Consider the following 16,603-nt stretch of genomic DNA (forward strand, 5'->3'; position numbering starts at 1 on the left):
GCTTCCTTTCTCGGGATCAGTCTTCCATCGCCTCAAGCTCATCAATGAAGCCGGAGATCATGCTGAGCCCCTTGTCCCAGAATGCCGGATCGCTGGCGTCCAACCCGAACGGGGCGAGCAGTTCCTTGTGATGCTTCGATCCACCCGCCTTGAGCATGTCGAAATACTTTTCCTCAAAGCCTTCTTCCCCATCGGCGTAGACCGCGTAAAGCGCATTCACCAGGCCATCGCCAAACGCATAGGCGTATACATAAAAGGGCGAATGCACGAAGTGCGGCACATAGGACCAGAAGGTTTCATAGCCGTCCATGAATTCGAACGCTGGCCCAAGGCTTTCGGCTTGTACGGACATCCATAGCGCGTTGATGTTGTCGGGGGTCAATTCGCCCCCCCGGCGGGCGGCATGGAGTTTGCATTCGAAGTCGTAAAACGCGATCTGACGCACCACGGTGTTGATCATGTCCTCCACCTTGCCCGCCAGTAGTACCTTGCGTTCGGTGTCGGTCTTGGCCCCATCCAGCATCCTGCGGAAGGTCAGCATTTCGCCAAACACACTGGCCGTTTCCGCCAGCGTCAGCGGGGTGGACGACAGCATCTCGCCCTGACCGGCGGCCAGAACCTGGTGCACACCGTGCCCCAATTCATGGGCCAACGTCATGACATCACGCGGTTTTCCAAGGTAGTTCAGCATCACGTAGGGATGCACGTTGGTCACTGTGGGATGGGCAAATGCACCGGGTGCCTTGCCAGGTTTCACGGCCGCATCAATCCATCCTTTGTTGAAGAACGGCTGCGCCAATTCCCCCATACGTGGATCAAATGCGTTATAGGCGTCCATCACCATCTTTTCGGCCTGCGTCCAGTTGACGATGCGCGGATCTTCCATCGGCAGGGGCGCGTTGCGGTCCCAGACCTGCATCTTGTCCACACCCAGCCACTTGCGCTTGAGTTCGTAATAACGGTGGCTCAGCTTGGGATAGGCATTGACCACGGCATCGCGCAACGCCTCCACTACCTCCGGTTCCACCTGGTTGGAAAGGTGGCGCCCATGCTGTGCAGAGGGCATCCCGCGCCAGCGGTCAATGATCTCCTTTTCCTTGGCCTGCGTGTTGTGCACACGGGCGAAGGTCTTGACGTTGCTGCCGAAAACCTCTGCCAACTCCCGTGCGGCGGCTTCGCGCAGGTCGCGATCGGGATCGGTCAGCAGGTTCAGCGTGCCTTCGATGTTGCGCGTTTCCCCCGCGACGTCGAAGGTGAGACCGGCGATCGTTTCGTCAAACATCCGTTCCCATGCGTCGCCCACGACGCCCAGATCATGCAGGAACTTTTCCAGCTCATCGGACAGCTGATGCGGCTTCATCGCGCGGATGCGGTCAAACACGGGTTTGTAGCGCGCCAGATCGGGATTCTGGGCAAAGAGATCGTCCAGATGGTTGTCTTCCAAGCGGTTGATCTCAAGCGTGAAAAATACCAGCGGCGTGGTGAAGTTGGTGATCTTCTCTTGCATGTCGGACATGAACTTCGCCCGGCCCGCATCTGTGGTCAGCTGATAATACCGCAGCCCGGCAAACGACATGATGCGACCGGCAACCTGGTTGATCTTTTCGTTGCGCAGAACGCATTCAAGGAACCCGGTGGCATCAAGATCGGCCAGTTTGCCCTCATAGTCGGAGGCAAAGCTGGCACAGGCCTGCTCCAGCCAGTCCAGATCACGTTTCAGTTCCGGGGCGTCTTCGCCGGTATAAAGGTCGCTCAGGTCCCATTCGGGCAGGTCGCCAAGGTTCTTGTCGCCGCTGGGCGCATTGGCGTCTTTGACGGGGAAGGGCAGTTGGAACATCATTGAAACCTCATTTCGATTTGCACATACCTATGCCGCCAGGGGGCAGGGGACAAGCGGCGCTCAGCCATAGATGCGCAGCATTTCGTTCAGATCATCAAGCGTGTTCGCCTCGGCCAGTGGTTTGTCCTGTCGCCAGCGCGACATGCGCGGAAATCGCAGGGCAACGCCGGATTTGTGCCGCGATGACGCTTGGATGCCTTCGAAGGCGATTTCGAACACGTGGTGGGGCGTGACCTGCCGCACCGGACCAAAGCGTTGGAGCGTGTTCTTGCGCACCCAGGCCGTGATCTGGCGGAATTCGGCATCTGTCAGGCCGGAATAGGCCTTGGTGAAGGGCACCAGTTCATTCCCTTTCCATACCGCGAAGGTAAAATCGGTAAACAGGTTCGCCCGCCTGCCGGAGCCTGATTGCGCATATATCATCACCGCGTCGATGGTCAGAGGATCAAGCTTCCATTTCCACCAATCGCCCTTCTTGCGCCCGGCAAGGTAGGGGCTGTCGGCGCGTTTGAGCATCAATCCTTCGGCATTCTCCTCCCGCGCGGTGCTGCGCAGGGCCGCAAGGGTGTCCCACTGGTGGAACTGATGCTGCGGGGAAAGCCGCACGGGCGCGTCGGACGGCAGATCGGTGCAGGCAGCTTCCAACAGCGCGCGGCGCTCAGCAAATGGGGTTTCGCGCAGGTCTGCGCCCTGCCATTCGAGCATGTCATAGGCGTGCAGGACCACGGGCGCTTCTGCCAACAGTTTCTTCGGCACGGTCTTGCGTCCGATCCGCGCCTGTAATGCGTTGAAACTGGACGGTTTGTCTTGATCTGACGGCCAGACCAGCAATTCGCCATCCAGCACCGTGCCGGGCGGAATGTGATCAATGGCACGGGCCAGTTCGGGGAATCGATCGGTCATCAATTCCTCGCCGCGCGACCAGACGAAATAGGCACCATCGCGCAGGATCAACTGACCCCGGATGCCGTCCCATTTCCATTCCGCCCGCCAGTCTGCGGGGTCGCCCAAGACCTCCGGCCCGTCTTCTAGCGCGTAAGCGAGGTAAAAGGGATAGGGGCGGGAGGCATCGGCAGAGGCGTCTTCGGCTTCGATCAACTGGTGCCAGGTGACATCATCGGGGTGCCAGTTGCCCATCAGACGATGGGCCAGTTCCGGCTCCGGCTTGCCGGTCGCGCAGCTCAGGGCGCGGGTCATCAGTTTCTGGCTTACACCCATGCGAAATCCACCGGTGATCAGCTTGTTGAAGACAAACCTTTCGGTGCCGCCGAGCCGTTTCCACGCATCCGCGACAAATGCCTTGCGCGCCATTTCGTCCACATCAGCAAGGCCGCGTAACGCATTGATCCAATGCGTAAGATCAGAGTTATCTTCAGTCCGGTTCGGAGGCAGCACCAATGCAATTGTCTCTGCCAGATCACCAACGACCGCATAGCTGTCCTCAAACAGCCAAAGCGGAATATCCGCCGCCTCCGCCGCCCATTCGCGCAGGCGCGTCGTCGTTACCGCGCGCTTGGGCCGACGGCCGGAAAACAGCGCAACGGTCCAAAGCCGGTCCATGTCGCTCGCCTCGCTGAAGTAATCCGCAAGGGCAGCGACTTTGATGGTGGTCTTGGTGCTCTGGTCGATGGCGTTAAAAAGGGCGGCAAAACGGTTCATGGCGTCGCTTCCGCCTCCTCGGTGCTGGCATCGAGGTTTTCGCCTTCGAACTGCGTCGGCACCACCTGCGCGTTCCAGCCTGCGTCGTTCAGATACCGGGTGAAAACATCCGTATATCCATGCGTGACATAGATGTTCTCGGCCCCTGTTTCGCGGATCGCCCAAAGCAGCCCGCGCCAGTCAGCATGATCGGAGATGACAAACCCCCTGTCGCCGGCCCGCCGCCTGCGCACTCCGCGCAGCGCCATCCAGCCGGAGGCAAAGGCGCTTTCCTGCGCGCCGAACTTCTTGGCCCATTTGCTGCCCAGGGCGGACGGGGGCGCGATGACCAGGGCACCGGGATGATCCTTGGGGTTCAATTCTGCATTCGCAAGCACCGTTTGAGGCAACGCAAGCCCTTGATCGCGCAACACCTTGTTGGTGTTCTCCACCGCGGTATGGGTCAGGATCGGACCAATGTCGGCGTCCAGCATCGTCATCAGACGCTGCGCTTTGCCAAGGGCGTAGGCCCCCAGAAAAGCGGTTTTGCCTTGCGCTGCACAGCGCGCCCACCAACCATTCAGCTCCGCCGCGACATCTTTCTGGTCAGCCCACCGGAATACCGGCAGGCCGAAGGTGCTTTCGGTAATGAAATGATGGCACTTCAGCGGTTCGAACGCTTCGCTTAGCCCGTCATCGATCACCTTGTAATCACCCGATGCGACCCAAACCTCCCCGTCAACCTCGACCCGGATCTGCGCGGAGCCAGGCACATGTCCGGCAGGATGGAACGATACGCGGGCATCGCCAATCTGGCGAACCTCCCCGAATTCAATGCCTTCGGCGTTGATCGCACCCAGGCGGTGACGCATGACCGGCAACGCAGCATGGGTCGCCAGATAGCTGCCCATGCCCCAGCGCGCATGATCGGCGTGGCCATGGGTGATCAGCGCACGGGCCACGGGGCGCCAGGGATCGATATGGAAATCCCCTGCGGCACAATAGATGCCTTTTTCGGTAAAGCTGAGTACCGGTTCCTTGGTCATGTCAGCAAATGTAGCGGCAAGTTGCGGCTTGCACAGGGGGCAGGCGGCAGCTCAGGCGGTCACAGTTGCCAGGAACACTTTCTGAATGCCGTCCAGTATTGGGTTCCGCAGCGCTTCGCTCTCCATCAGGACTTCGTGCTCTGCGCCGGGGATGATCTCAAGCCGACCGCCCTTCCAGCTTTCCATGCGGGCGTGGATTGGCGGTGTGGAAACGATGCGTTCGTTGGACCCAAGCCATGCCACCGCGGGCAGGTTGGGCGCCGCGCGCCCGGCAAGGTGTTCTGTTTCCGCAAAAGCCTCCCGCAGCCAGACATAGCTGGGACCACCAAGCGCAAGTTCGGGATGCGCGGCAAGCTGATCGCGCATCATGTCATACATCTGTGCGTCAGTGGTCAGCATGTTGTCCTCGAAAGGTGCCGCTCGCACATAGGGTTCCGTAGTAGAGCCGGGCGGCAGCATGTGACCCTTGCCGAATTTCGGCATCAGATTTGCCAATGCACCCGCGACGAAGCGCAGATGGGGTTTGATGTAGATGCCCCACATCGGCCCGGTAAAGGCAGCCGATTGCACGGGCAAGCCTTCCATCACGGCGCGCAACCCGATGCAGCCCCCCATTGAGTGGGCGAGCAGGAAAAAAGGCCTGGGCAGACCAAGCGCGCGGGCGGCGCGCATCATGGCGGCCACATCCTTCTGATAGTCCTGAAACGTGTCCACGTGACCCACAAGCGGGTCGGGCAGCAGCCGGTCGGCCAAGCCCTGACCGCGCCAGTCGATCGCAAACGTGGCAAGACCCCGCTTGGCCAGATCGTGGGCAACCACGCCGTATTTCTCGATATATTCGGTCCGTCCGGGGAAAAGCAGCACCGTGCCTTTTGCCCCCGCAAGCGGCCAGGCGCCGACCCTGATCCGTTTTCCGTCAGAGGTCACGGCCCAATGGGCCGCACCCCCTTCGGGACCAGGATGCACATCCGTGAAAAATGGGGCCGGCGTGAGGTCCATCAACCCAGAACGGCAGCCAGCTTCATCGCCATGCCCATGTCACCATCGACCGCCAGTTTGCCGGACATGAACGCCGCCGTTGGGTTGGTGTCCCCTTCCATGATGCCCTTGAACGTCTCGACATCTGCCGACAACGTCACATCAGCTTCTTCGTCAGCCGCGCGCGCGCCCGTGTTGTCCATCATCACACAGCCTTCGCCCGCAATATCGAACTTGGCTGTCCCATCGAAGTCCGCTCCGGCCAGCTTTGCATTCAGCGCGGTGACGGCTTCGTTTACAATATCACTCATCGTGGTTCCTTTTTGGTGAAATGCTGCTGTCACGGGTGGAATTGCGGCGGCAGCCTGTTACATTCACATTTGTTATGCCCGTCCTTACCGTCAACCTCAAACGTCACTTTACGGCACTTGGCTTCGTTGTGTTGCTGTCCGGCATGGCCGTGGCACAGGATCGCACGGCTGAATTGCTGGAAGACCTGCGCGCGGCCGGGCCGGTAGACGCGCCGCGCATTGCCCGCGACATCGAACGCGAATGGTCGCGGTCAGGGTCTGCGGCGATGGATATGTTGCTGACCCGGGGACGGGAAGCCTTGTCGGAGGGTGATTTCCGGCTCGCCATCGAACATTTCACAGCTTTGACCGATCATGCGCCAGATTTCGCCGAAGGGTTCCACGCCCGGGCGGAGGCCTATTTCAGGCGTGATCTGTATGGGCCCGCGCTGGATGATCTGCAGCGCACGTTGGCGCTGAACCCGCAGCATTATGATGCCATTTTTGGCCTGGCTGTGCTGATGCAGGAATTCGGCGATCTGCGCCGTGCGGCTGAACTGTACCGGAAGGTCCTGGAAATCCATCCCCATCACGAAAATGCCCAGACCGCGCTCAAGCGGCTCAAGCGTGACGGGATCGGGCGGGAAATCTGATCGGGGATTAATGTGTCAGGCAGTTCAAGGGTCGTGGCCGTTCTGGGCCCGACCAATACCGGCAAGACGACCTATGCCATTGAAAGGATGCTGGCCTACCGCACTGGCGTAATCGGCCTGCCGCTGCGCCTGCTGGCCCGCGAAGTTTATGACAGGATTGTCGCGCTGCGCGGCCCGTCGGTGGTGGCGCTGGTGACCGGAGAAGAACGGATCGTTCCGCCGCGCACGCAATACTGGGTTTGCACGGTTGAGGCGATGCCCGAAGGGATGGGTGCCGATTGCGTTGCGATTGATGAAATCCAGCTTTGCGCCGACCCGGAGCGGGGTCATGTCTTCACCGACCGTCTGCTGCGCGCCCGCGGCCAGCACGAGACGCTGTTCCTTGGTTCTGATACCATGCGCGGCACGATATCTGCGCTGGTGCCGAAGGTCGATTTCATCCGTCGCGAACGTATGTCCGAATTGACCCACTCAGGTCAGAAAAAGATAAGCAGGATGCGTCCTCGTAGCGCAATCGTTGGTTTTTCAGTTGAGAATGTATATGCAATCGCAGAACTGATCCGCCGCCAAAAGGGTGGTGCGGCGGTGGTGATGGGCGCACTTTCACCGCGAACCCGCAATGCGCAGGTCGAGATGTACCAATCAGGAGAGGTCGATTTCCTGGTGGCCACCGATGCCATCGGAATGGGGCTCAACCTTGATGTGGACCACGTTGCCTTCTCGGCGCTATCGAAGTTTGATGGTCGGCGGATGCGTCCGCTTGCGCCGAACGAACTGGCCCAGATCGCCGGGCGCGCGGGGCGGGGGGTGAAAAGCGGTACGTTCGGCGTGACTGGCGATGCGCCCGCGCTTGATGACGGTGTGGCGCGGGCCATCATGGACCACCAGTTCACCCCGCAGAACAAGATCAACTGGCGCAATCATGCGCTGCAATTCGGCTCCATCGACCGGTTGATTGCAACGCTGGAAGCCAAGCCCGAGGATGAACGTCTGGTCCGGGCGCGCGAAGCTGACGATCTGCGCGCCCTCAAAACGCTGGGCCAGGTGGACGAGGTTCTGGCGCGGTGCAGCGATGGACCGTCAGTGCGATTGTTGTGGGATGTCTGCCGGATCCCGGATTTTCGCGGGATAAGCCACGCGGAACATGCCGGACTTCTGGAGACGATTTTCAACGATCTGCACCAGCATGGAGAGATCCGCGAAGACTGGCTTGCACGACAAATAAAGCGCATCGACCGAACCGATGGGGACATTGATGCGTTGTCCAAACGATTGGCGTTCATTCGCACATGGACCTATGTCGCCCAACGCAAAGGGTGGACGCGTGATGAAAGCCATTGGCGCGGGGCGACCCGTATCGTAGAAGATCGATTGTCGGATGCGCTGCACGCGCGGCTGACCCAAAGATTTGTAGACCGGCGCACATCCGTTTTGCTGCGGCGGCTAGGACAGAAGGAGGCCATGGTGGCCGAAGTGAATGATACCGGTGAAGTGACCGTCGAAGGCGAATTTGTAGGCAAGCTGGACGGATTCCGTTTCCGCGCAGACAAGGGTGCTGGCGGTGCTGAGGAGAAAACGATCAAGACCGCCGCGTTGCAGGCGCTCGCCCCGCAATTTCATCTGCGTGCCGATCGTTTCTACAATGCGCCCGATACGGAGATTGATTTCACCGAGCAGGGCGGCCTGATGTGGGGCGCCTCCGCCGTAGGCAAACTGATTGCGGGCCCTGACGCGCTGCGTCCGCAGGTCGAGGTATTCGTGGACGATGTTGCAGGCCCGGAGGTTGCACAGAAGGTGCAGCGGCGCCTGCAGCATTTCATCGACCGAAAGGTTGCTGCATTGTTCGAGCCGCTGCTGACGCTCTCAAAGGACGAAACGCTGACCGGCTTGGCGCGCGGCTTTGCCTTCCAGCTGGTCGAGGCTTTTGGCATCCTGCCACGCGCAGCCGTGGCGCGGGACGTCAAGGCACTTGACCAGGACGCGCGCGCAACGCTGCGCAAACATGGGGTAAGGTTCGGTCAGTTCACCATCTTCATGCCGTTGGTGTTGAAACCGGCACCCACACGACTGCGGCTTGTTCTATGGTCCCTGTCCAAGCAACTGGAAACATTCCCTGAATCGCCTCCACCTGGACTGGTAACCATTCCCGTTGATGCCGCAGCGCCAGAAGGGGCCGACACGATGTCGGGCTACCGTAATGCCGGCACTCGCGCCATTCGCATCGATATGTTGGAGCGTTTGGCGGACATGCTGCGGACCGAGGATTCCCGGAGCGGGTTCGAGGCCAAGGCAGACATGCTGTCAATCACCGGTATGACGCTGGAGCAATTTGCGGAGCTGATGCAGGGCTTGGGTTACGCCGCCGAGAAGGGCGAGCGGGTCAAGGTCAAACCGGTGTCCGACGTCGTGCCGGGGGCAGAAACGCCTGCGGAGGATACGCCCGTCATGGACACCGCGAACGCGGCGCCGGAAGGTGCGGTGACAGAGCCGCCAGAAGCCGAAGCGCCCGCAGACGTCCCACCCGTCGCAGACGCGATTGAGGATCAGGGGACAGCACCGGTGGCTGAAACACCCGTGACCCCTGAGGCGGAGACACCGGAAGTGCCGCAAACGGCGGCTGGCGAGGTGCCGGTGGGCACCGCCCCCGATGCGCAAATTGACGCACCCGAGATGGAAGTTTTTTATTCATTCACATGGGGCGGACACGCCCGCGCGAACACCCAGAACCGGCGTGGCGGCACGGATCGCCCCCCGGCCAAGGGCAAGCCCAAGGGGCGCAAGGGCGGCCAGCGCGCCGACAAGGGACAGCGTGGCAACAAGGCGCAGAACTTCTCCGCAAAGCCCCCGCGCAAGGAAAAGCAGATCGACCCTGATAACCCCTTCGCAGCTGCGCTCATGGGGTTGAAGGACGGGAAATAAGTGTCTGAAAAGACAGAAAAGCTGCGTGTGGATAAATGGCTATGGCACGCGCGGTTTTTCAAGACGCGGTCGCTCGCAGCGTCCCGCGTGACGGCTGGCAGTCTGCGCATCAACGGCGACCTGACCACAAAACGCGCGGCAACGATCAGCCCCGGCGACGTGCTGACCTTCGCGCAGGGGGATCATGTGCGGGTCATACAGGTCGATGCCCTGGGCACCCGGCGCGGTCCCGCACCGGAAGCACAGGCGCTCTATACCGATCTGTCCCCTCCAGAGCCGCGGAGCGAGGAAAAAAGCCCTGAAAATCCGGCATTTGAAGGAAAAGGCCGTCCGACCAAGCGGGACCGTCGTCAGCTTGATCTTTCTAAGGCGCGCCATCTTGAATGATGGCCCTGCCTGATTTAGCTAGCATGCAAACAAAACGGACGAAAATCACCGCATGACCTATATCGTGAACGACAGCTGCATTGCATGCAAATATACCGACTGCGTCGAGGTCTGCCCAGTCGATTGCTTCTATGAAGGGGAGAACATGCTGGTCATTCACCCCGACGAATGCATTGACTGCGGTGTATGCGAACCCGAATGCCCCGCCGACGCCATCCGACCGGACACTGAACCGGATGCGGAGAAATGGGTCGAATTCAATCGCAAGTATTCAGAACTGTGGCCGGTGATCATCACCAAGAAAGATCCGCTGCCCGACGCGGATGACCGCGACGGGGAAGAGGGCAAGCTCGAGAAATACTTTTCCGAAGCCCCCGGCGAGGGGGGCTGATTCGGCAATTGGTTCGCTCCGCGGCACCGAAAAGTCCCTTACAGTATTGAAACATCCGCATTTCGGGTGCGTTCCCTCGGGGCCGCCTTTCGGACCGGCCGATTTTGTGGTATGGTATTACAAAGTTGAAACAGACCGACGAAACTGACGGACAGGCAATTGTCGCTTCCCGACTGCTCGGGACGACGCACAAATCCTCGGAATACGCGCTTTCGGACGTGGTTGCTGCCACCGCCCGACGGCGTTTTTGACGTCTGTTCATCGCCATTTAACTGCGGGATTCCCGCGCCTCAGGAGCCGAACATGAGTAAATCGAAAAAGCTGGACTTCCGTCCGAATGAGTTTGTTGTCTATCCCGCCCATGGCGTTGGTCAGATCATCTCGGTCGAGGAGCAGGAAGTCGCCGGCATCACGCTGGAGCTCTTTGTGATTGCATTCGAGAAGGACAAGATGACGCTAAGGGTCCCTACCCACAAGGCGACAGAGATTGGGATGCGGGCGCTGAGCAGCCCGGACGTAATCAGCCACGCGATGAAGACGCTAAAAGGCAAGGCGAAGGTCAAACGCGCGATGTGGTCGCGCCGTGCGCAGGAGTACGAGCAGAAGATCAACTCCGGCGATTTGATTGCAATCGCCGAAGTCGTACGCGACCTGCACCGCACTGATGATCAGCGCGAACAAAGCTATTCCGAGCGCCAGCTGTACGAGGCGGCACTGGAACGTCTGACACGCGAAGTTGCTGCGGTCGGGGGCGGTGATGAACTGGCCGCCGCCAAGCAGGTCGGTGATGTGCTGGAAAGCCGCGTCGCCGCTTGAGGTCAACACCCATGCGAAAAAGACAGGTCGTGCTCTTCGGAGCGCGGCCTTTTTCGTTTCAGATCAAAGGGTCAGGGTGACACCGATCAGAATGACGACCTCGATCACCTGTTGCGTACCGCCCAGCACATCACCGGTCTGGCCGCCGATTTTTGCCCGCGCCAGCCGGATCAGGCCAAAGCCCGTCAGCCCCGCCAGTGCCGCGATCAGGAAAAGCGCATGACCCACGGTCAGTGCCGTGACAACGACGCCGATGCCCAAAGCGGCCAGAACCGACGGCATCGGGGGCTGTCCGGTCTGCCGTGACAAGCCATCTGTGCGGGCCGCAGGCAGGGCCGCCATCACCCAAACCATCACCGCGCGGGAGGATACAGCGGCGGCAAGGACCGCCGCGGCCAGCGCCCCTTCGCTGATCAGTTGCGCAAGCAGGGCCCACCGCGAACCAAGCACGAGGATCAGCGCCAGCACACCATAGGTGCCGATCTGGCTGTCCTTCATGATCTCAAGTCGCCGCTCCACTGTCCAGCCGCCCCAAAACCCATCGGCGCAATCGGCCAGCCCGTCTTCGTGCATCGCGCCGGTGACCAGTGCGCCCGCCACCAATGCAAGGCCTGCCGCAACCGGGGCAGAGGCCCCAAGCTCCCCCAACAGCATCGCCACCGCCAAAACGAACCCGCCCACCGCAAGGCCGACCAACGGATAGGCCCATGCCCCATGGGCGGCGGGCCGCTTTTCCGCAGGGTCGAAATGGATCGGTGGCAGGGGAAGGCGGGTCAGCAGGGCAAACGCCAGATGCACGTCACGGGGCCGAAAATCCCGCCAGCCTTGCGGCCCGTTCGGGTCATTGTCGCTATCGGTCATCAATCTGCCCTTCTGCCCCTTTCGGCCTGCCAAGGCTACGGCTAGACAGGGGGCCAATTCAATCGCAATCAGAGCCTGCCCGATGACCCAAGCCTTTTCCACCCTTGCCGAATTTCGTGCGCAGATGACTGCCCAACCCGGCCCCAGCGCGGCAGACCTTGCCGCAGCGGCGGACCACAACGGACAATTGACCAAACCACCGGGTGCGCTTGGCAGGCTTGAGGACCTCGCGCTGTGGTACCGCAGTTGGCGTGGGGGGGACCTGGCAAAGATCACCCAGCCGCAGATTATCGTATTTGCGGGCAATCACGGGGTCGCTGCGCGGGGTGTCTCCGCTTTTCCGGCGGAAGTCACCGAACAGATGGTGCTGAACTTTCAGCACGGGGGGGCGGCAATCAACCAGTTGGCAGACTGCGCCAGTGCCACGCTTGACGTGGTCCCGCTGGCGCTGAACACACCAACCCGGGATTTCACCAAAGCTCCCGCAATGGATGAGGCTGCGTTTCTTGAGGCGTTGAACGCCGGATGGCAGGTGGTTGACCCACAGGCCGATCTGCTTGTGGTCGGAGAGATGGGCATCGCCAATACCACGTCGGCCGCCGCCTTGGCCTGCGCCCTGCTGGGTGGGGAGGCTGCGGAATGGACGGGCCGGGGTACGGGCGTTGACGATGAAGGTCTGAAAATCAAAACAGACGTTGTCGCTGAAGGGGTCGCGCTTCATGCGAAGGCCGGGGACGGTCTGGACATCCTGCGGTGTCTGGGGGGCCGGGAGATTGCAGCGATGGCCGGGGCGATGGTGCGCGCGCGCAGCCTGCGTATCCCGGTGATCCTCGATGGTTTCATCTGTTGTGCGGCTGCGTTGTGCCTCGCCCACACAGTAAAAGGCGCCATGGATCATGCCGTGGCCGGCCATCTGAGTGCCGAGGGCGGCCATGCACGTCTGTTGCAAGCGCTGGACAAGGAACCGCTTCTGACACTTGGGCTGCGCCTTGGGGAGGCGTCCGGCGCGGCGCTGGCGATATCCGTGCTCAAGGCGGCGATGGCATGTCACGCGGGCATGGCGACCTTCGCGCAGGCAGGCGTCAGCGACGGATAGGATAAACAACGTCAGGCGCGTTTCTGATCGTCCTCATCGACCCGGTTAAGGAACGCGGTCTCCAGGTCCTTCTGCAATTCCTTGGCGCGCGCAACGTATTCCTTGTTGCCGCCCGGCTCCACTCCGGGCCGCCAAAGTGCCGCCAGTTCCTTTACCGTTACCCGGTCATGAGCATAGAAGATCCGGGACGCTTCGGCAGCTTCGTAATCCGAAAGCCCCATGTTCTCCAACACATAGCGCCCCGCCCGGAGCGAGCTGTCAAACATCTCCCGAACGATGTCGTCAGATCCAGCCTGGTACTGACGATAGACCTCCGTGCGGTCGTGCGCGCGACTGACGATGTGCAGGTCGGGGCGTTCCTTGCGCGCATAGGCGATCAATTTGCGTGCTGCGGCGGGATCGTCCAGCGCCACGACCAGTACCCGCGCGTCCTTCAATCCCGCCTTGCGCAGGATGTCGGGGCGTGTGGGGTCCCCCAGAAACGCCTTGAAGCCGAAACGGCGCATCACGGCGATGGCCTTGGGGTTGTGATCCAACACCACGGTCTGAAACCCGCTGGCCTGCACAAACCGATTCACGATCTGCCCAAATCGCCCGATCCCAGCGATGATCACCGGGCCCTGTTCGTCGATCTCATCCGGGACGATTGGCGCGACGTCCTCCATGCGTTTGCTGATGCGATCATAAAGGATGAACAACAACGGCGTGATCAGCATCGACAGGGCAATCACCAGCAGAAGTGTTTCTGCCACGTTCGCCGGCATGACACCTGTTGCCAGCGAAAAGCTGACCAGAACGAAACCGAACTCTCCGGCCTGCGCCAAGCTAAGCGCAAACAGCCACTGATCGCGCCCATGAAGCTTGAACAACTTGGCCAGCACAAACAGGATCAAACCCTTCACGATGATCACCAACAGGGCCATCCCCAGAAGGATCACTGGATCGCCAAACAGCAATTCGAAATTGATGCCCGCACCCACGGTAATGAAGAACAACCCCAAAAGCAGGCCCTTGAAGGGCTCAAGGTCCGTTTCCAGCTCGTGCCGGAATTCCGAACTGGCCAGCACCACCCCGGCCAGAAAGGCGCCCAGTGCCGGTGACAGACCGACAAGTATCATCAAAAAAGAGATACCGACGACAATCAGCAACGCCAGCGCGGTATACATCTCGCGCAGCTTGGCGGCATGGATGAAGCGAAACACCGGGCGGGTGAAAAAGATGCCGACGAAGATGATCGCGGCCACGGCCCCGATGGTCAGCAGTGTCACCCCCCAGCCCGGCAGGCTTTGCACGAAATTGAACGCGGCGTCCGCCGCACCGGCACTGTGATGATCGTCTTCAAGCGCGTCGGCTACCTTGTCGGGGTCCACGGTGATGGAGCCGTCCGGCAAAACCGCACTGCCGACATTGATGGCAAGCAGCGGCAGGAAGGCGAGGATCGGGATCACCGCGATATCCTGCGTCAGCAGCACCGAAAATACCGACCGCCCCCCGCTGGTCTGCATCAGGTTCTTTTCGGACAAGGTCTGCAGCACGATCGCCGTGGAAGACAGCGCCAGCGTCAGGCCAATGGCCAGCGCCACGTTCCAGGGTTGATCGTAGGCCATCGCAATCCCCATCAGCGCCGCGGTGGAGAATCCGACCTGCAATCCGCCCAGCCCCAGCAAGCGATGCCGCATGTCCCACAGGGCACGGGGTTCCAATTCCAGCCCGATCAGGAACAGCATCATCACCACGCCGAATTCGGCGAAATGCTGGACATCCTTGGTCTCCGCGCCGACAAGCCCCAGCAGCGGGCCGATCAGGATGCCCGCCGCCAGATAGCCCAGCACCGACCCCAATCCCAATCGGGATGCGATGGGTACCGCGATCACCGCCGCCGCAAGGTAGATCGTGGCCTGAAACAGGAAACCTTCCATATCGGTCCTTTCAAATGACGCCCGCAGGCGCGGTCAGGTCGGCAGCGGGCTGTCGCGTTTGGGTTGATCCATGACGATCTGGCTTTGCACGCGGGCAACCGCAGGGTGGGGCAGCAGCACCTCGTGGATGAGGCGATTCAAGCCGGGCAGGTCTTCACAATAGACCCGCAGCAAATAATCTGCATCCCCTGTAAGCGTCCATGCGCTCACGATTTCCGGTGTCCTGTCCAGCAGTTGCGAAAAACTGCGCGCATTCTCCGGCCCATGGGTGCCCAGATGCACCTGAACAAAGCCCTGAACGTTCAATCCCAACCGGATCGCATCGACGCGGGTGGTGTATCCTCGGATATAGCCCGCGCTTTCCAGCCGTTGTCTGCGTCGTCCCGCCTGCGATGGGGAGAGGTGCAGCAACTGTCCCAGATCCTGCGCCGTCAATTGGGCGTCACGTTGCAGCGCGGACAGAAGGCGCAAATCAATATCATCCAACACGGTGCGGCCTTTCTTGTTTATCCAACGTAATTATGCGGGAATTGCGCAAAGAATACCATAGATGGATGTAATTATGCGCACTCGGCGCAAGCAAGATATCGTATATTTCTGCATCCCCCGATCAAGCCACAGGAGAACCCCATGGGTCCTTTCCCGCACGACGCCCCGAAATCACGCATCTCACCCGAAAACCCTGCCGGGACGGATGGTTTCGAATTCGTGGAATTCGCATCCGAGAACCCGCAGGAATTGCGCGATCTGTTTGCGCGGATGGGGTATGCCCATGTGGCCAATCACAAGACGCAACGGATCGAACTCTGGCAACAGGGCGATATCACCTATGTGCTGAACGCCGATCCGGACAGCTTTGCCGCCGGTTTCGTGGCCGAACACGGCCCCTGCGCCCCTTCGATGGGATGGCGCGTGGTGGATGCCGCACAGGCGCTGGCACATGCGGTGGCACGAGGGGCGGAGGAATACACCGGCACCGGCAAGGTGCTCGACGTGCCTGCGATCAAGGGGATCGGCGGGTCGCTGATCTATTTCGTGGATCAGTACTACGACACATCGCCCTACAACTGGGAATATGACTGGATCGCGCCCTCCAAGCCGGAAGGCGTCGGGTTCTACTACCTCGACCATCTGACTCACAACGTCTTCAAGGGCAACATGGACGTCTGGTTCCGGTTCTACGGGGATCTGTTCAATTTTCGTGAAATCCGGTTTTTTGACATCTCCGGCAAATACACTGGCCTGACCAGCCGTGCGCTGACGTCGCCCTGCGGCCGCATCCGCATTCCGATCAACGAAGACCGCGACGACAAGGGCCAAATCGTCGCCTATTTGAAAAAGTATAAGGGCGAAGGCATCCAGCATATCGCGGTGGGCGCGCGCAACATCTACGACGCAACAGATGCAATTGCGGACAACGGCCTGAAATTCATGCCCGGTCCGCCCAAGACGTATTATGCGCAAAGCCAGACCCGCGTGAAGAACCATGCGGAACCCCTTGATCGCATGCAGAAACATGGCATCCTGATCGATGGCGAAGGTGTGGTGGACGGCGGAGAAACCCGCATCCTGCTGCAGATTTTCTCAAAGACCGTGATCGGTCCGATCTTCTTTGAGTTCATCCAGCGCAAAGGGGATGACGGATTTGGCGAAGGCAACTTCAAGGCCCTCTTTGAAAGCATCGAACAGGAGCAAATTGACAGTGGGGATCTGTCAGAAGCATCCTGAGGGTCTTCTCTTTTTGGCCCTAAATCCCGCAGAGAGTGTGA

General features: G+C 60.4%; 15 protein-coding genes. 7 read left to right on the plus strand and 8 right to left on the minus strand.

What is annotated here, in order from left to right; genetic code table 11:
• Positions 1-16 precede the first annotated feature (16 nt).
• The 5 genes from AB4X18_RS15170 to AB4X18_RS15190 all read right to left on the minus strand — a co-directional run bounded on the left by AB4X18_RS15170 (position 17) and on the right by AB4X18_RS15190 (position 5,813).
• Positions 17-1,837: a M3 family oligoendopeptidase gene (locus AB4X18_RS15170; RefSeq protein WP_432817427.1), complete on the minus strand. Its 1,821-nt coding sequence runs from the start codon at positions 1,835-1,837 to the stop codon at positions 17-19.
• 63 nt (positions 1,838-1,900) lie between these two features.
• Positions 1,901-3,499, minus strand: coding sequence for an ATP-dependent DNA ligase (locus AB4X18_RS15175; RefSeq protein ID WP_370400881.1), 1,599 nt, complete (start codon positions 3,497-3,499; stop codon positions 1,901-1,903).
• Positions 3,496-4,524, minus strand: coding sequence for a ligase-associated DNA damage response exonuclease (locus tag AB4X18_RS15180; RefSeq protein WP_432816763.1), 1,029 nt, complete (start codon positions 4,522-4,524; stop codon positions 3,496-3,498). Before AB4X18_RS15180 ends, AB4X18_RS15175 begins: the two co-directional genes overlap by 4 nt.
• A gap of 51 nt (positions 4,525-4,575) precedes the next feature.
• A complete protein-coding gene (locus AB4X18_RS15185) occupies positions 4,576-5,523 on the minus strand; it encodes an alpha/beta fold hydrolase (protein ID WP_432816764.1) in 948 nt (315 codons plus the stop codon).
• Positions 5,523-5,813 carry an SCP2 sterol-binding domain-containing protein gene (locus AB4X18_RS15190; protein ID WP_370400882.1) on the minus strand — a complete coding sequence of 97 codons (291 nt, stop codon included), beginning with the start codon at positions 5,811-5,813 and terminating at the stop codon, positions 5,523-5,525. The genes AB4X18_RS15185 and AB4X18_RS15190 overlap by 1 nt, the downstream gene beginning before the upstream one ends.
• A gap of 74 nt (positions 5,814-5,887) precedes the next feature.
• On the opposite strand from AB4X18_RS15190, the gene AB4X18_RS15195 reads away from it, so the two are divergent.
• The 5 genes from AB4X18_RS15195 (at position 5,888) to AB4X18_RS15215 (ending at position 10,958) form a co-directional block, all read left to right on the plus strand.
• Complete coding sequence (locus tag AB4X18_RS15195) at positions 5,888-6,445, plus strand: tetratricopeptide repeat protein (protein WP_370400883.1); 558 nt, start codon at positions 5,888-5,890, stop codon at positions 6,443-6,445.
• 12 nt (positions 6,446-6,457) lie between these two features.
• The gene (locus tag AB4X18_RS15200) at positions 6,458-9,364 is read left to right on the plus strand and encodes a helicase-related protein (RefSeq protein ID WP_370400884.1); all 2,907 of its coding nucleotides are present in this window, start codon (positions 6,458-6,460) and stop codon (positions 9,362-9,364) included.
• Positions 9,365-9,751 carry an RNA-binding S4 domain-containing protein gene (locus AB4X18_RS15205; protein WP_432816765.1) on the plus strand — a complete coding sequence of 129 codons (387 nt, stop codon included), beginning with the start codon at positions 9,365-9,367 and terminating at the stop codon, positions 9,749-9,751.
• A 52-nt stretch (positions 9,752-9,803) separates the two neighbouring features.
• Positions 9,804-10,142 carry a ferredoxin FdxA gene (fdxA, locus tag AB4X18_RS15210; RefSeq protein WP_432816766.1) on the plus strand — a complete coding sequence of 113 codons (339 nt, stop codon included), beginning with the start codon at positions 9,804-9,806 and terminating at the stop codon, positions 10,140-10,142.
• Between the two features lie 303 nt (positions 10,143-10,445).
• The gene (locus tag AB4X18_RS15215; RefSeq protein WP_370400885.1) at positions 10,446-10,958 is read left to right on the plus strand and encodes a CarD family transcriptional regulator; all 513 of its coding nucleotides are present in this window, start codon (positions 10,446-10,448) and stop codon (positions 10,956-10,958) included.
• Between the two features lie 63 nt (positions 10,959-11,021).
• Here AB4X18_RS15215 and AB4X18_RS15220 read toward each other — a convergent pair whose 3' ends face one another.
• Complete coding sequence (locus tag AB4X18_RS15220) at positions 11,022-11,819, minus strand: adenosylcobinamide-GDP ribazoletransferase (RefSeq protein ID WP_370400886.1); 798 nt, start codon at positions 11,817-11,819, stop codon at positions 11,022-11,024.
• Between the two features lie 82 nt (positions 11,820-11,901).
• Here AB4X18_RS15220 and cobT point away from each other — a divergent pair, with 82 nt between their 5' ends.
• Positions 11,902-12,915, plus strand: coding sequence for a nicotinate-nucleotide--dimethylbenzimidazole phosphoribosyltransferase (gene cobT, locus AB4X18_RS15225; protein ID WP_432816767.1), 1,014 nt, complete (start codon positions 11,902-11,904; stop codon positions 12,913-12,915).
• A gap of 11 nt (positions 12,916-12,926) precedes the next feature.
• Here the strand turns inward: cobT and AB4X18_RS15230 are convergent, their stop codons facing one another.
• Positions 12,927-14,834 carry a cation:proton antiporter domain-containing protein gene (locus AB4X18_RS15230; protein WP_370400887.1) on the minus strand — a complete coding sequence of 636 codons (1,908 nt, stop codon included), beginning with the start codon at positions 14,832-14,834 and terminating at the stop codon, positions 12,927-12,929.
• A gap of 33 nt (positions 14,835-14,867) precedes the next feature.
• Positions 14,868-15,323, minus strand: a complete 456-nt coding sequence (locus AB4X18_RS15235) for an Lrp/AsnC family transcriptional regulator (RefSeq protein ID WP_370400888.1) — start codon at positions 15,321-15,323, stop codon at positions 14,868-14,870.
• Between the two features lie 141 nt (positions 15,324-15,464).
• On the opposite strand from AB4X18_RS15235, the gene hppD reads away from it, so the two are divergent.
• On the plus strand, positions 15,465-16,562 hold the full coding sequence (gene hppD / locus AB4X18_RS15240) for a 4-hydroxyphenylpyruvate dioxygenase (RefSeq protein WP_370400889.1): 1,098 nt from the start codon (positions 15,465-15,467) through the stop codon (positions 16,560-16,562).
• The last annotated feature ends 41 nt before the right edge of the window (positions 16,563-16,603 follow it).

This window comes from Sulfitobacter rhodophyticola (assembly GCF_041281685.2).
Classification (GTDB): Bacteria; Pseudomonadota; Alphaproteobacteria; order Rhodobacterales; family Rhodobacteraceae; genus Sulfitobacter.

What these genes read in the sequence shown, in the direction of transcription:
- AB4X18_RS15170 (WP_432817427.1), bottom strand. Translation starts at nt 1,837, where the DNA reads ATGTTCCAACTGCCCTTCCCCGTCAAAGACGCCAATGCGCCCAGCGGC.
- AB4X18_RS15185 (WP_432816764.1), bottom strand. Translation starts at nt 5,523, where the DNA reads ATGGACCTCACGCCGGCCCCATTTTTCACGGATGTGCATCCTGGTCCC.
- AB4X18_RS15215 (WP_370400885.1), top strand. Translation starts at nt 10,446, where the DNA reads ATGAGTAAATCGAAAAAGCTGGACTTCCGTCCGAATGAGTTTGTTGTC.
- hppD (WP_370400889.1), top strand. Translation starts at nt 15,465, where the DNA reads ATGGGTCCTTTCCCGCACGACGCCCCGAAATCACGCATCTCACCCGAA.
- fdxA (WP_432816766.1), top strand. Translation starts at nt 9,804, where the DNA reads ATGACCTATATCGTGAACGACAGCTGCATTGCATGCAAATATACCGAC.
- AB4X18_RS15230 (WP_370400887.1), bottom strand. Translation starts at nt 14,834, where the DNA reads ATGGAAGGTTTCCTGTTTCAGGCCACGATCTACCTTGCGGCGGCGGTG.
- AB4X18_RS15195 (WP_370400883.1), top strand. Translation starts at nt 5,888, where the DNA reads ATGCCCGTCCTTACCGTCAACCTCAAACGTCACTTTACGGCACTTGGC.
- AB4X18_RS15190 (WP_370400882.1), bottom strand. Translation starts at nt 5,813, where the DNA reads ATGAGTGATATTGTAAACGAAGCCGTCACCGCGCTGAATGCAAAGCTG.
- AB4X18_RS15180 (WP_432816763.1), bottom strand. Translation starts at nt 4,524, where the DNA reads ATGACCAAGGAACCGGTACTCAGCTTTACCGAAAAAGGCATCTATTGT.
- cobT (WP_432816767.1), top strand. Translation starts at nt 11,902, where the DNA reads ATGACCCAAGCCTTTTCCACCCTTGCCGAATTTCGTGCGCAGATGACT.
- AB4X18_RS15220 (WP_370400886.1), bottom strand. Translation starts at nt 11,819, where the DNA reads ATGACCGATAGCGACAATGACCCGAACGGGCCGCAAGGCTGGCGGGAT.
- AB4X18_RS15175 (WP_370400881.1), bottom strand. Translation starts at nt 3,499, where the DNA reads ATGAACCGTTTTGCCGCCCTTTTTAACGCCATCGACCAGAGCACCAAG.